Origin of the sequence: Streptomyces silaceus (assembly GCF_001419745.1) — a bacterium.
In the GTDB taxonomy this organism is placed as follows: domain Bacteria; phylum Actinomycetota; class Actinomycetes; order Streptomycetales; family Streptomycetaceae; genus Streptomyces; species Streptomyces silaceus.
In genome coordinates this window covers 1-12,675 of sequence record NZ_LIRJ01000286.1, presented here as the reverse complement: position 1 = coordinate 12,675, position 12,675 = coordinate 1, and the positions used below count along the sequence as shown (strand labels likewise).

At 73.6% G+C, this 12,675-nt stretch carries 12 protein-coding genes; 4 read left to right on the top strand and 8 right to left on the bottom strand.

What is annotated here, in order from left to right:
• Positions 1–116 precede the first annotated feature (116 nt).
• Positions 117–758 carry a uridine kinase family protein gene (locus AOK22_RS25045; protein ID WP_167357880.1) on the bottom strand — a complete coding sequence of 214 codons (642 nt, stop codon included), beginning with the start codon at positions 756–758 and terminating at the stop codon, positions 117–119.
• 237 nt (positions 759–995) lie between these two features.
• Here AOK22_RS25045 and AOK22_RS25040 point away from each other — a divergent pair, with 237 nt between their 5' ends.
• Together AOK22_RS25040 and AOK22_RS25035 are read left to right on the top strand one after the other, a co-directional pair.
• The gene (locus AOK22_RS25040; RefSeq protein WP_079036794.1) at positions 996–2,330 is read left to right on the top strand and encodes a serine hydrolase domain-containing protein; all 1,335 of its coding nucleotides are present in this window, start codon (positions 996–998) and stop codon (positions 2,328–2,330) included.
• 140 nt (positions 2,331–2,470) lie between these two features.
• Entirely contained in the window at positions 2,471–2,899 is a 429-nt protein-coding gene (locus tag AOK22_RS25035; protein ID WP_055700972.1) for a hypothetical protein, read from the top strand.
• Here the strand turns inward: AOK22_RS25035 and AOK22_RS25030 are convergent.
• Together AOK22_RS25030 and AOK22_RS25025 are read right to left on the bottom strand one after the other, a co-directional pair.
• Positions 2,896–4,455: an MDR family MFS transporter gene (locus AOK22_RS25030; protein WP_055700971.1), complete on the bottom strand. Its 1,560-nt coding sequence runs from the start codon at positions 4,453–4,455 to the stop codon at positions 2,896–2,898. The two genes, AOK22_RS25035 and AOK22_RS25030, sit on opposite strands and share 4 nt — an antisense overlap.
• Before the next feature lie 27 nt (positions 4,456–4,482).
• Positions 4,483–5,109 carry an NADPH-dependent FMN reductase gene (locus AOK22_RS25025; protein WP_055700970.1) on the bottom strand — a complete coding sequence of 209 codons (627 nt, stop codon included), beginning with the start codon at positions 5,107–5,109 and terminating at the stop codon, positions 4,483–4,485.
• A gap of 125 nt (positions 5,110–5,234) precedes the next feature.
• On the opposite strand from AOK22_RS25025, the gene AOK22_RS25020 reads away from it, so the two are divergent.
• A complete protein-coding gene (locus AOK22_RS25020; RefSeq protein ID WP_055700969.1) occupies positions 5,235–5,963 on the top strand; it encodes a TetR/AcrR family transcriptional regulator in 729 nt (242 codons plus the stop codon).
• 78 nt (positions 5,964–6,041) lie between these two features.
• On the opposite strand, the gene AOK22_RS25015 is transcribed toward AOK22_RS25020, so the two are convergent.
• The 3 genes from AOK22_RS25015 to deoC are packed head-to-tail and all read right to left on the bottom strand — an operon-like array spanning position 6,042 to position 9,306.
• Positions 6,042–6,941: an aldehyde dehydrogenase family protein gene (locus tag AOK22_RS25015; RefSeq protein WP_055700968.1), complete on the bottom strand. Its 900-nt coding sequence runs from the start codon at positions 6,939–6,941 to the stop codon at positions 6,042–6,044.
• Complete coding sequence (locus AOK22_RS25010) at positions 6,934–8,364, bottom strand: aldehyde dehydrogenase family protein (protein ID WP_055700967.1); 1,431 nt, start codon at positions 8,362–8,364, stop codon at positions 6,934–6,936. The genes AOK22_RS25015 and AOK22_RS25010 overlap by 8 nt, the downstream gene beginning before the upstream one ends.
• A 3-nt stretch (positions 8,365–8,367) precedes the next feature.
• Positions 8,368–9,306, bottom strand: coding sequence for a deoxyribose-phosphate aldolase (deoC, locus tag AOK22_RS25005; protein WP_063795325.1), 939 nt, complete (start codon positions 9,304–9,306; stop codon positions 8,368–8,370).
• A 122-nt stretch (positions 9,307–9,428) separates the two neighbouring features.
• Here deoC and AOK22_RS25000 point away from each other — a divergent pair, with 122 nt between their 5' ends.
• Entirely contained in the window at positions 9,429–10,067 is a 639-nt protein-coding gene (locus AOK22_RS25000) for a PH domain-containing protein (protein ID WP_055700965.1), read from the top strand.
• A 75-nt stretch (positions 10,068–10,142) separates the two neighbouring features.
• Here the strand turns inward: AOK22_RS25000 and AOK22_RS24995 are convergent, their stop codons facing one another.
• Together AOK22_RS24995 and AOK22_RS24990 are read right to left on the bottom strand one after the other, a co-directional pair.
• Positions 10,143–11,354: a hypothetical protein gene (locus tag AOK22_RS24995; protein ID WP_425264061.1), complete on the bottom strand. Its 1,212-nt coding sequence runs from the start codon at positions 11,352–11,354 to the stop codon at positions 10,143–10,145.
• Positions 11,355–11,543: 189 nt separating this feature from the next.
• Positions 11,544–12,675: phosphohexomutase domain-containing protein (locus AOK22_RS24990; RefSeq protein WP_055700964.1), on the bottom strand; the 1,132-nt coding region annotated here is incomplete at its 5' end.

Below are 12,675 nucleotides of genomic sequence, written 5' to 3'. Positions count from 1 at the left end.
GTGTCTTCCGTACGGACGTGTTCTCCGTACGTACGTTCTTCGGGGCGGCGCCGGGGCGTGGTGCTTCCGGCCGGTTCCTGCCCGTCCCCTGCGGCGCCGCCCGCCGCCCGCCGCGCTCAGTCGCTGACGCGGGCCGTCGCCTTCACGCACCGGCCGGCCGCCGCGTCGGCGACCCGGCCCAGCGCCTCGTCCTTCCCGCAGGCGTGCGCCCCGAGAGCGGTCTGCCGGGCCACGATGGCGCGTTCGGCGCGCATCAGCCGCCACCCGCGCCGCAGCAGGAACGGGACCGACTTCCGTCCCTCGCGCAGATCCCGCAGCAGCCTGCGCCGGAACGTGGTGGAGGGCCGCCCCCGCAGACAGATCGCGTCGGCGAGCACGCCGAGCTCCCGGCAGCGCCGCACGATGTCCGCCGCGAAGATCCCCTCCGCGATGAACAGGGGCGTCCGCTCGATGTCGAGGGAGTCCTGCCCGACGCGCGAGCTGGTGGAGATGTCGTACACGGGAATCTTCGTGCGTCCCGTGCGGCACAGCTCCTCGATGGCGGCGACGGCCACGTCGGCGTCCCAGGACGCGGGGGAGTCCCAGTCGATGTCCGAACTGCCCGGCACCTGCGGCAGCGTGGGGTCGTCGCCCTCCTTGTAGAAGTCGTCCAGGCACAGCACCGGCAGCCCGGACCGCGCGGCGAAGGACGACTTGCCCGAGCCGGAGGGGCCCGTGAGCAGCACGACGCGGGTCGGTATCGGGGGATGGGATCCCAATTCTGTGAACCTTTGCACCTGGGGCTGTGCCGGCGAGGCCCGATGGACCGCGTCTCCCGACACGGCTCGCCAGCGTGGTCGGGAGTCATTATCAACCGAGACGCGAAGAGGGCACAGACGGCTGCGGCGGTGGCGGCAGTTCCGGCGGTGACGGAAGTGTGAAGGGGGCAGGCCCCCCTTCAGTGCGGCGGTCCGCCCCAGTGACCGGGGGCACATCCGCGCACCACGATGAACGGCATGACAGCACCGGCACGCCCCAGCGGCGCGTACGTACCGTCCCGGACCGCCCGCCCCCGGCGCCGCGTCGTCCGCGTCCGCCGTCCCGCCCGTGCGCGCCGTGCCCGCCGCACGGCCGTGGCGGTCCTGCTGGCCCTGACCGGACCGGCCGTCCCGCTCGCCCGGCCGGCGCTGGCGGCCGGGGAACCGGCCGGGGTCCCGCGCGCCGAACTGCGCGAACTGGCACGGGACGTGGTCGCCGCCGGGGCGCCCGGCGTGATCGTGCGGGTCGACGACGGCTCGGGCCGGCCGGTCGAGATCGCCGAGCAGGCTCCCTGGGCCGCGAAGGACCACCGGCTCCGCGCGGGCGACGCGTTCCGCGTGGGCTCCAGCACCAAGACCATGATGGCGACGCTCGTGCTGCGACTCGTCGCCGAGGGCAGGCTCTCCCTGGCCGACCCGGTGGAGAAGTGGCTCCCGGGCCGGATACCCGACGGCGACGCGATCACCCTGCGCATGCTCCTGAACCACACCAGCGGCCTGTTCGACTACACCGAGGACCCCGCCGTCGTGCCCTCGATCCTCGGCAAGGACCGGCGGCCCTGGACGCCGGAGCGGCTGCTGGCCCTCGGCGTGCGCCACGATCCGCTCTTCGCGCCGGGCACGAAGTGGTCGTACAGCAACACCAATTACGCCGCGGTCGGCGCCGTCCTGGAGAAGGCCACCGGGCAGAGCGTCGCCGAGCTGGTCCGGGACCGGATCGCCCGGCCGCTGGGGCTGCGGCACACCTTCTACGCCACGGACGCCGACTGGCGCGGCCCGCACGCCCGCGGCTACGAACCCGACGCCGCCCACATGCCGCCCGGGGTGCCCGCCGCGTTCAGGGAGTACGCGGGGACGCCCCGCGAGGGGCACGTGGACGTCACCGGCAACAGCCCCTCCTGGGGCGGTCCCGCCGGGGCCGTGGTGTCCACCGCGCGGGACTGGGCCCGCTTCCACGCCGCGCTGATGTCCGGCGGGCTGCTGCCCGCCGCGCAACTGGCCCAGCTGCGCACCACCGTGCCGATGGACCCCGGCGAGCCGGACGGGCCCGGTTACGGCCTCGGCATCATGACCCTGAACACCCCGTGCGGCACGGTGTGGGCGCACGACGGCGGCATCCCCGGCTACCTCAGCACCACGGTCACCGACGCCACCGGCCGCCGCACGGCCACGGTCCTGGTCACGACCGAGGCGTTCGCCGAACACCCGGACGCCTTCCCGGAGATCAACCGCGTCTCCAAGAAGCTCCAGACCGCCACGCTGTGCGCGATGCTCGGCGAACCGGCCCCCGCGCCCGCCGCCGGGACCGGCTGAGCCCCCCCTCGGGCGGGTCGGCCTTGGTGTCCGCTCCTCACGTCAACTACGCTACGTGTCCGCTCGATCACTCCGGCGGTCGACTTCCCGCCACGCGCGGTGTCGACCGCTCGCCACGCACGACGACATGGGCGGTACCGATGGCACGACACTCAGGATCCAAGGCACCCAGGACCGGCTCGCGCGCGCTGCTGCGCGCCGGGCTGACCATCACGGCCGCGGGCGCCGCGCTCGCCGGCGGGGCGGCGGCCGCGAGCGCCGCACCGGCCCCGGAGGCACCCGCGACCGGGTTCGCCACGCCGCTCGGCGACGTCGACACGGCGGCGTCGGGGCACGCCGTCCTGGAGACGCTGCGGGGCGCGACGGCGAGCGGGCTCGGCCCGGCCAAGAACCTGCAGCTCGACCCGCTGGCCGGCACGGGCGTCGACCCGCTCGACAACGCGCTCGGCACCCAGGTCGCCGACTTCAAGCCGGTCAGCACCGCGGCCGTCACCGGCCCGATCGCGCAGGGCGCCTCCCTGTCCGAGCTGCCGGTGGTCGGCCCCGCGACGGGCCTGCTGCCCGGCTAGTCGGCGGCGGACGGGTCCGGGGCCCCGGCCCGCGACCGCAGCGGCACCTCGCGGATCAGCAGGGCGGCCGCGAAGGCCAGCGCGCACAGCGCGGCCGTGCCCGCCATGACGCCGTGCAGCCCGCCGGTGACGCCGGCCCGGAAGGCGTCCCGGACCGGCTCGGACAGCTCGCGCAGCGCCGCGGGGGTCGGTTCGCGGCCGCCCGCCAGGCGCGCGCCGTCGGTGCCGAGCCGGTCCGTGAGGGCGTCGGTCACGCGGCTCGCGTGGACGGAGCCGAGCACGGCGACGCCGAGCGAGCCGCCGATGGTGCGCAGCAGCGTGGTGGTGCCGCTCGCGGCACCCATGTCGCGGGGCTCCGCGCTGTTCATGGTGATCAGCAGCGACGGCTGCATGAGGCAGCCCAGGCCCACGCCGAGCACGAGCGTCAGCGCGGAGGCCGCGGCCGTGGGCGTGTCCACGCCGAGGGTGAGCAGGGCCAGGGCGCCCGCCACCGCGACCGCGGCGCCGGCGATCGGGTATCCGCGGTACCCGCCGCCGTTGCCGACGGCCCGCCCGATGAACAGCTGCGCGCCCATCATCCCGAGCATCAGCGGGAGCAGCAGCAGCCCGCTCCGCGTCGACGACGTGCCGTGCACGAACTGCATGTACTGCGGCAGATAGGTCGCCGCCGCCATCATCGCCGCGCCCGCCAGGAAGCTCAGGGCCTGCGCGAGCGTGAAGTTGCGGTCGCGGAACAGGCGCGGCGGAATGACCGGTTCGGGTGCCCGCCGCTCCACGCGGACGAAGGCGGCGAGCGCGAGCGCCGCGAGCAGCGCGAGGCCCGTGATCTGCGGGGAGAGCCAGCCGTACGCCGAGCCGCCCCAGGTGCCGAGCAGGGTGAGCGCCAGGATGCCCGCCGTCAGGAGCGCGGCGCCCGCGTAGTCGACGCGCGCCGTGACGCGTTCGCCGCGCACGTGGACGAGGAGTCCGACGAGCAGCAGCGCGGCGGCGCCGACGGGCACGTTGACGTAGAAGACCCAGCGCCAGTCGAGCCGGTCGGTGAGGAAGCCGCCGAGCAGCGGGCCGCCGATCATCGCGGCCGGCAGCATCACGCCGATCATCGACTGCGAACGGCCGGCCTGCGCGGGTGGCAGCAGTGTCCCGATGAGGGAGAGCGCGCCGACGAAGAGGCCGCCCGCGCCGAGCCCCTGGAGGGCGCGGAACGCGATCAACTGCCCCATGTCCTGGGCGAGTCCGCACAGCACGGACCCGGCGAGGAAGACCGCGATCGAGGTCAGGTAGCTGCCTTTGCGGCCGTAGAGGTCGCCGAGCTTGCCCCAGACCGGGGTGGAGACGGCGGTGGTGAGCAGATAGGCCGTCACCACCCAGGAGAAGTGGTCGAGGCCGCCGAGATCGCCGACGATCGTCGGGAGCGCGGTGCCGACGATCGTGCCGTCGAGCGTCGCCAGGATGATGCCGAGCAGCAGCCCGAGGACGGCGGGCCGGGAGGGCGGGTCCGGCTGCGGGGCCCGGCTCGGGGCTCCTTCCACGGGCGGCTTCTCCGTACGCTGATTCATGACTCCCCCAGAGGATGTGACGTGGTGTCAGGCGGCGTACGGGCGGGCGTTCCTGGCGTCGCGCAGGGCCTGTGCCCACCAGGCGAGCTGGTCGAGCATGGCTTTGGCGGCGGCGTCGCTCGCCGGGTCCTTCATCACGCGGTCCTCGTCGAACAGGCCCCACACCTGGTGCAGGCTGACCGTGTTGCGGATGGTCGTCGCGTTCAACTCGGCCATCACGAGCCGCAGTTGCTCGACGGCGCGCAGGCCGCCCGAGATGCCGCCGTAGGAGACGAAGCCGACCGGCTTGGCGTGCCACTGCTCGTTGTGCCAGTCGATCGCGTTCTTCAGGGACGCCGGGAAGCTGTGGTTGTACTCCGGCGTGACGAAGACGAAGGCGTCGGCCGCCGCCAGGCGCGGCGAGACCAGTGCGAGCGCCTCCTCGGTGCCGGGTGCGGCGGGGCCGCCGAAGGGCGGCAGGACGGTGGGCAGCGGTGTCACGGCGAGGTCGACGACGTCGGCGTTCATGTCACCGCGCCCGTCGAGGTGCCCCTTGATCCAGTCGGTGACGACGGGCGCGAAACGGCCCTCGCGGGTGCTGCCGACGACGACGGCGACGCGGAGCGGCTGCGGCTGCGGCTGCGGCTGGGTGCGGTGCTGAGGCTGCGTGCTCATGGGGACCCCCTGGTGGCGAACGGCGTGCGAAAGCCCTGCGTACGGCGCTGATGTGTACGCCGTATCTCAATGCGTACAACGTACACGTTGCTGTGTACACCGTCCATAGTGGATACGCTGTACGCATGGCCACACAGAAGAAGGGCGAGCCCGAGGCCTCGCTCTGGGAGCGCATGGAGCGCCCGGCGCCCGCGCAGCGCGCCGCGCTGACGCCGCAGAAGATCGCCGCGGTCGCGGTGCGGGTCGCCGACGCCGAGGGCTTCGCCGCCGTCACCATGCGCCGCCTCGCCGCCGAGCTGGGCGTCGCGCCGATGGCCGCGTACCGCCATGTCTCGGGCAAGGAGGACCTGCTGGCGCTCATGGTCGACCTGGTCTCGGCCGAGCTGACGCCGGCCTCCGGGGCGACGGGCTGGCGCGACGTCCTGCGCGAATCCGCGCGCGCCACCCGCGCGATGGCGCTGCGCCACCGCTGGATGGCCGACCTGCCCACTCCGCTGCACGCGCTGACGCCGAACCGGTTCGCGGTCGCGGAGCGGCAGCTCGCCGCGCTCGACGGGCACGGCCTGGACGTCGACACGATGATGGCCGCCTTCCGTACCGTCACCGCGTACGTGGGCGGCATGGTGCGGTCCGAGGTGCTGCTGAGCGAGTACCTGCGCCAGCAGGAGTGGGAGAGCCCCGACGAGGCGCGGCGCGGCCTCGCGCCGCAGATGAACTACCTGATGGGGACCGGGCGTTACCCCACGTACCAGCGCTACATCCACGAGGCGACGCGCAAGGACGACCCGTCCTGGGAGTTCGAGACGGGCCTGGACTGCGTGCTCGACGGGATCGCCGCGCGGTTCGGGATCTGACCCGGCGCGCGCAGGACGAAGCCCCGGCCTCCTGGACGGAGGAGGCCGGGGCTTCGGTGCGGAGAGGGCTCGGGGCGGCTAGTAGGCCGAGCCGGACGCGCCCAGCGAACCCGTGGGGTGCCAGACCGTCTTGGTCTCCAGGAAGGCCGTGAGGCGGTGCGTGCCCGGGTCGGCCGACCAGTCCACAGGCTGTGGACGCAGCACGCGCTTGAGGTTGTCGGCCGCCGCGACCTCCAGGTCGCGCGCCAGGTCGGCGTCCGCGCCCGTCAGGTCGATGGCGTTGACGTCCTGGTGCGCGGCGAGCGGCGCCGCGATCTCGGCGGTCTTGCCGGTGAGGATGTTGACCACACCGCCCGGCACGTCGGAGGTCGCGAGGACCTCGCCCAGCGACAGCGCGGGCAGCGGCGCCTTCTCGGAGGCGATCACGACGACCGTGTTGCCCGTCGCGATCACCGGGGCGATCACCGAGACCAGGCCGAGGAACGAGGAGTCCTGCGGCGCGAGCACCGTGACCACGCCCGTCGGCTCCGGCGTCGAGAGGTTGAAGAACGGGCCCGCGACCGGGTTCGCCCCGCCCGCGACCTGGGCGATCTTGTCCGTCCAGCCCGCGTACCAGACCCAGCGGTCGATGGCCGCGTCCACGACCGCGGCGGCCCTGGACTTCGACAGGCCCTCCGCGTCGGCGACCTCGCGCACGAACTGATCGCGGCGGCCCTCCAGCATCTCGGCGATGCGGTAGAGGATCTGGCCGCGGTTGTACGCCGTCGCGCCGGCCCAGCCGCCCTGCGCCTTGCGGGCCGCGACGACCGCGTCACGCGCGTCCTTGCGGGACGACAGCGGGGCGTTGGCCAGCCACTTGCCCTTGGAGTCCGTCACCTCGTACACCCGGCCGCTCTCGGAACGCGGGAACTTGCCCCCCACGTACAGCTTGTAGGTCTTGAAGACGCCAAGTCGCTGCTGCTCGGACTTCTCAGACATCGAGGTACGCCTCCAGGCCGTGGCGGCCGCCCTCGCGGCCGAAGCCCGACTCCTTGTAGCCGCCGAACGGCGAGGTCGGGTCGAACTTGTTGAAAGTGTTGGCCCAGACGACACCCGCCCGGAGCTTGTTCGCGACCGCGAGGATGCGCGAGCCCTTCTCCGTCCAGATGCCCGCCGAGAGGCCGTACTGCGTGTTGTTGGCCTTCGCGACCGCCTCGTCCGGCGTACGGAAGGTCAGCACGGAGAGCACCGGGCCGAAGATCTCGTCGCGGGCGATGGTGTGCGCCTGCGTCACGTTCGTGAACAGCGTCGGCGCGAACCAGTAGCCGGCGGACGGCAGGTCGCACGGCGCCGACCAGCGCTCGGCGCCCTCCGCCTCGCCGGTCTCGGCGAGCGCGGTGATGCGGGCGAGCTGCTCGGCGGAGTTGATCGCGCCGATGTCGGTGTTCTTGTCGAGCGGGTCGCCCAGACGCAGGGTCGAGAGGCGGCGCTTGAGGCTGTCGAGCAGCTCCTCCTGGACCGACTCCTGCACGAGCAGGCGCGAACCGGCGCAGCAGACCTGGCCCTGGTTGAAGAAGATGCCGGTGACGATGCCCTCGACGGCCTGGTCGATGGGGGCGTCGTCGAAGACGATGTTCGCGCCCTTGCCGCCCAGTTCGAGCGTGACCTTCTTGTCGGTGCCCGCGACCTGGCGCGCGATGGCCTTGCCGACGGCGGTCGAGCCGGTGAAGGCGACCTTGTTGACGTCCGGGTGGGCGGTGAGGGCCGCGCCCGCGTCGCCGTACCCGGGAAGGATGTTGACGACGCCCTTGGGCAGGCCCGCCTGGCGGCAGATGTCCGCGAAGAACAGGGCGCTCAGGGGCGTGGTCTCGGCGGGCTTCAGGACGACCGTGTTGCCGGTGGCGAGCGCCGGGGCGATCTTCCAGGCCAGCATCAGGAGCGGGAAGTTCCACGGGATGACCTGGCCCGCGACGCCCAGCGGCGCCGGGTTCGGCCCGTACCCCGCGTGGTCGAGCTTGTCGGCCCAGCCCGCGTAGTAGAAGAAGTGCGCGGCGACCAGCGGCAGGTCGGCGTCGCGCGTCTCCTTGATCGGCTTGCCGTTGTCCAGCGTCTCCAGGACGGCCAGTTCGCGGCTGCGCTCCTGGATGATCCGGGCGATGCGGAAGAGGTACTTGGCGCGCTCGGCGCCCGGCAGCGCCGACCACTTCTCGAAGGCCTTGCGGGCGGCCTTCACCGCGCGGTCGACGTCCTCGGAGGAGGCCTGCGCGACCTCGGAGAGGACCTCTTCGGTGGACGGGGAGACCGTCTTGAAGACCTTGCCGTCGGCGGCCTCGGCGAACTCGCCGTCGATGAACAGGCCGTACGACGGGGCGATGTCGACGACGGAGCGGGACTCCGGTGCGGGTGCGTACTCAAAGGTCATGGGTCAGTCCACCGTGACGTAGTCGGGGCCGGAGTAGCGGCCGGTGGCCAGCTTCTGGCGCTGCATCAGCAGGTCGTTCAGGAGCGACGAGGCGCCGAAGCGGAACCAGTGGTTGTCCAGCCAGTCGGGCCCCGCCGTCTCGTTCACCAGGACGAGGAACTTCACCGCGTCCTTGGTCGAGCGGATGCCGCCCGCGGGCTTCACGCCGATCTGCACGCCCGTCTGCGCGCGGAAGTCGCGGACGGCCTCCAGCATCAGGAGCGTGTTGGCGGGCGTGGCGTTGACGCCGACCTTGCCGGTCGAGGTCTTGATGAAGTCGGCGCCCGCGATCATGCCGATCCAGCTGGCGCGCTTGATGTTGTCGTACGTCGAGAGCTCACCGGTCTCGAAGATGACCTTCAGACGCGCGGCGCCGCAGGCCTCCTTCACGGCGCGGATCTGCTCGAACACCGTCATGTAGTCACCGGAGAGGAACGCTCCCCGGTCGATGACCATGTCGATCTCGTCGGCGCCCGCGGCCACGGCCTCGCGGACGTCGCCGAGCTTCACGTCGAGGGCGGCGCGGCCGGCCGGGAAGGCCGTGGCCACGGAGGCGACCTTCACGCCGCTGCCCGCGACGGCCTCCTTGGCGGTGGCGACCATGTCCGGATAGACGCAGACCGCGGCGGTGCGCGGGGTGCCACGGTCGGTCGGGTCGGGGTTGACGGCCTTCGCGCCGAGCGCCCGGACCTTGCCCGGGGTGTCGGCGCCCTCCAGGGTCGTCAGGTCGATCATCGAGATGGCCAGGTCGATGGCGTACGCCTTCGCCGTGGTCTTGATCGAGCGGGTACCGAGCGAGGCGGCGCGCGCCTCCAGGCCGACCGCGTCGACGCCGGGCAGCCCGTGGAGGAAGCGGCGGAGCGTGCTGTCGGACGCGGTCACGTCAGCGAATGCAGTGGGCATGGTCACGAGGGGAGCATATCTACGCGCGTAGCTGCTGTACAGGGGTGGGGCCCGTCCGGGGCCCGGGCCCCGGCGGCGGACCGGCCCGGGGCGCCGCGCCGGGCGTCAGGCAGAATCAGGGTATGAGCGACCCCCAGAACCCCGTGGCGGAGCCCGCGTACCAGGACCGCACCTTCCGGTCCCCGGCCGGCATCGCCGGCGGCGTCCTGCTGCTCGCCCTGGGCGCCTGGCTCGGCATCGACGCCGTGATCCGCGGCGAGGGCCGCACCCCGTGGCTCGCCCTCGCCGGGCTGCTGCTCGCGGTGCCGCTGGTCGTCGCCTTCACCGTCCGGCCCGCCGTGTACGCCAACGACGACCGGCTCCGCGTCCGCAACCCCTTCCGGACCGTCACGCTGCCCTGGGGCTCCGTCGCGGCGCTCCGCTCGGGCTACTCGAACGAGGTCCTGACCCCGTCGGGCACCAAGTACCAGCTCTGGGCCATCCCCGTCTCCCTGCGCGGCCGCAAGAAGGCCGCGCGCAGGCAGTCGCAGGCCGCCGCCTCCGGCGACCCCACGGCCGGCGGCCGCCCCTTCCTGGACCCCAGCCGCTCGTCGGCCCGCGCCAGCGGCGACCAGGCCATGGACGAGCTGCGCGAGATCTCCGAGCGGCAGGCCGGCGCCGAGACCGCGCAGGGCGAGCCCTCGGTCCGCTGGGCGTACGAGATCGTCGTGCCGTGCGCCGTGGGCGCGGTGCTCCTCGCCGTGCTGCTCGCGGTGACCTGACGCGGGTCTCTTCGGGCTGCTCCTGGAGTTGTTCCTGGGGCTGCTCCCGGGGCTGCTCCGGGGGAGCGGCTTTCTCTACGGAGGGCCCAGCCACGCCAGCAGCATGTGGCCGCCGAACGCGGCCGACGTGAGCGCCGCCGCCGAGAGCACCGTCACCATCACCGGCGTACGCGCCCGCGCCAGCGCCACGGCGAGCGGCAGCAGCAGCGGGAAACCGGGCAGCAGGAAGCGGGCCCGCGGGAAGTAGACCCCGCTGCTGCCCAGCACGATCAGCAGGAGCAGGCCCGTGAAGAGCAGCAGGGGCAGCGGCTGGCGGTCGGCCGCCGAGAGGGCGTAGAGCACGACCGAGCCCAGCAGCACCGCCGTCACCATCGCGAGGAACAGCTGCGGCCGCTCGACGACGAACAGGCCGTGCATGCGGCGCAGCGTCTCCACGCCGCCGTCCCATTCGTTGTGCCACAGCTTCTGTACGGCGAAGTAGCCGTCCCAGCGGCCCAGGCGCAGGCCCACCCAGCCGACGTACGCGAGCCAGCCGAGCGGCGCGAGCAGGGCGCCCGCGAGCGCGCGGGCGGGGAAGGGGGCGCGGCGCAGGGAGAGCAGCGCGGCCACGGACACCGCCGCCGCCAGCGCCACTCCCGTGGGGCGGGTCAGGCCCGCGAGCGACGCCAGGCCCCCCGCCCACGCCCAGCGGCCCGTCAGGACCGCGTACAGCGCCCAGGCGGTGAACGCCGTGAACAGCGACTCGGTGTAGCCCATCCACTGCACGAGCGCGACGGGCAGGCTGCCCCAGAGCGTGGCCAGCACGACGCCGGTCCGCCGGCCGTACAGCCGGTCGCCCACCGCGAAGATCCCCCACGCGGCGGCGAACGACGCCACGAGCGCGATCACGAGACCGGCCGCGCCGCGCGGCAGCGCGGGGACGAGGGTGTCGCCCGCCCTGATCAGCGCGGGGAAGAGCGGGAAGAACGCGAGGTTGTTCGCGTCGAACTGGGTGCCCAGCGTGTGCGCGTAGCCGTGCTCGGCGATCTTCAGGTACCAGTCGCAGTCCCACGACTCCATCAGGAGGTGCCGGACCCCGCGGTGCTCGCGGTGCGCCCACACGGCGAACACCAGCAGGCCGAGGGCGCGGACGGCCGCGTACGCGAGGAGCGCGGGGGAGGCGTGGCGCAGGGCGCGCGCCGCACGGTCCGCGCGGCCCGCGCGCGGGCGTGCGGCGCCGAGGGGGCTCCTGGAGGCGGGGACCCGGGACGGGGCGGCGGTCCTGGGCTCGGAGATTCCGTACGGCACTGCGGCAGCTCCCGGAACGTGATCGTGCGCTACCGGTCGACCCTTCCTGGGGGACCGGCAGCGCACCGGATCGCTGCGGCAGCTGACCTAGCGGAACCACTCGGACGGGTGGCTCCGCCGGGGCGGAGGCTGCGGGGCGTGCGGGCCGCGTGGCGTGCGGGCCGCGGTGGGGGCGGGTGCCCCCGCGGATCAGATGCCCGCCGCCGCCGAGAGGTCGCGCTTGACCGTGGCGAGGAGGTCCGTCGCCTTGGCGCGGGCCGACGGGAGCTCCGACCGCCCGGAGACCGGGACCACGACCTCCAGGTAGCACTTGAGCTTCGGCTCCGTGCCGCTCGGGCGCACGATGACGCGGGCGCCGTCGAGCGTGTAGCGCAGGCCGTCCGTGGGCGGGAGCGTGTCCGTGCCCCGCGTCAGGTCCTCCGCCTTCGTCACGGCCAGGCCCGCCAGCTCCGTCGGCGGCTGCTCGCGCAGGCGGCGCATCGCGTCCGCGATCAGCGACAGGTCCTCCACGCGGACCGACAGCTGGTCGGTGGCGTGCAGGCCGTGCTCCACGGCCAGGTCGTCGAGGAGGTCCAGGAGGGTGCGGTTCTCCTCCTTGAGCACGGACGCCAGCTCGGTGAGCAGGAGCGCGGCGGTGATGCCGTCCTTGTCGCGTACGCCCTCGGGGTCCACGCAGTAGCCGAGCGCCTCCTCGTAGCCGTAGCGCAGGCCGTCGACGCGGGCGATCCACTTGAAGCCGGTGAGGGTCTCCTCGTACCCGAGGCCCGCCTTCTCGGCGATCCGGCCGAGCAGCGAGGAGGAGACGATCGACTCCGCGAAGGTGCCGCGGGCGCCGCGCGCGACCAGGTGCGCGGCGAGGAGCGCGCCGACCTCGTCGCCCCGGAGCATCCGCCAGTCCGCGCCGTCCTTGACCGCGGCGGCGCAGCGGTCCGCGTCCGGGTCGTTGGCGATGATCAGGTCGGGGGCGGGGGTGGTGCGGGCCGCCGTCGCGAAGGCCAGGTCCATCGCGCCCGGCTCCTCCGGGTTCGGGAACGCGACCGTGGGGAAGTCCGGGTCCGGCTCGGCCTGCTCGGCGACGAGGACCGGGGCGGGGAAGCCGGCGCGGGCGAAGGCCGCGAGGAGGGTGTCCTTGCCGACGCCGTGCATCGCCGTGTAGACGGCTCGGGCGGTGCGGGGGGAGTCCGGGGCCAGGACGGCGTCCGTACGCGCCAGATAGGCCTCCAGGACGTCCTCGGAGAGGGTTTCCCAGCCGGCCTCCGGGCGGGGTACGTCGTTCAGGCTCGCGATCGCGTCGATCCGCGCGGCGATCTCCGCGTCGGCG

Coding starts and splice junctions, on each gene's coding strand:
- AOK22_RS25040 (WP_079036794.1), top strand. CDS start 996: ATGACAGCACCGGCACGCCCCAGCGGCGCGTACGTACCGTCCCGGACC.
- AOK22_RS25035 (WP_055700972.1), top strand. CDS start 2,471: ATGGCACGACACTCAGGATCCAAGGCACCCAGGACCGGCTCGCGCGCG.
- AOK22_RS25030 (WP_055700971.1), bottom strand. CDS start 4,455: ATGAATCAGCGTACGGAGAAGCCGCCCGTGGAAGGAGCCCCGAGCCGG.
- AOK22_RS25025 (WP_055700970.1), bottom strand. CDS start 5,109: ATGAGCACGCAGCCTCAGCACCGCACCCAGCCGCAGCCGCAGCCGCAG.
- AOK22_RS25020 (WP_055700969.1), top strand. CDS start 5,235: ATGGCCACACAGAAGAAGGGCGAGCCCGAGGCCTCGCTCTGGGAGCGC.
- AOK22_RS25015 (WP_055700968.1), bottom strand. CDS start 6,941: ATGTCTGAGAAGTCCGAGCAGCAGCGACTTGGCGTCTTCAAGACCTAC.
- AOK22_RS25010 (WP_055700967.1), bottom strand. CDS start 8,364: ATGACCTTTGAGTACGCACCCGCACCGGAGTCCCGCTCCGTCGTCGAC.
- deoC (WP_063795325.1), bottom strand. CDS start 9,306: ATGCCCACTGCATTCGCTGACGTGACCGCGTCCGACAGCACGCTCCGC.
- AOK22_RS25000 (WP_055700965.1), top strand. CDS start 9,429: ATGAGCGACCCCCAGAACCCCGTGGCGGAGCCCGCGTACCAGGACCGC.